Annotated in this window: 1 protein-coding gene; it reads left to right on the forward strand. The window is 68.6% G+C overall.

What is annotated here, in order from left to right; all coding sequences use genetic code 11:
• Window positions 1-56: 56 nt before the first annotated feature.
• A partial coding sequence (locus ABD901_RS58920; protein ID WP_345145181.1) for a hypothetical protein occupies window positions 57-506 on the forward strand: 450 nt, incomplete at its 3' end.

Below are 506 nucleotides of genomic sequence, written 5' to 3' on the forward strand. Positions count from 1 at the left end.
GGTATTCGAGTGTCGGGGAGGCTGTGGCGCGGGCGTGGGCGACGGTGCCGGTCCGGGTGGATCTGGTGCAGGAGATTCGCAACGCGTTGCGGCGTGGACCGCATCGGGGAGATCTGTTGGCGGAGGTGGTAGCTGCTGCTGCTGAGCTCGACGTGCCGGGCTACGAGTGGGCGGAGCTGGTGGCGCCGGTGGCGCATCAGGCCGGGCAGGTGCGGATACCTGTGGGTCCTGACCAGACGCAGCTGGAGCAGCTCGAAGCGGTGCGGCATTGGTTGCAGGGGCCTGTTGCGCGGGTGGCGTCCGACGGTGAGCCGGCGGTGACGCTGCGGCTGCCGGACGGGGTGAGTATTCCTGTGGTGCGGTTGGAGCAGCAGGGGATCAATCCGGAGATTCACGTCGCGGTGCTGCCACGGGATCGTGGCCTGTGGGTGAACCACTACGCTACCGGCCTGGCGGCGGTGCGGCTTGATCACGGCGTGACGCTCGACGAGCTGTACCGGAGGCTT

It is taken from the genome of Dactylosporangium darangshiense (assembly GCF_039537565.1).
GTDB lineage: Bacteria > Actinomycetota > Actinomycetes > Mycobacteriales > Micromonosporaceae > Dactylosporangium > Dactylosporangium darangshiense.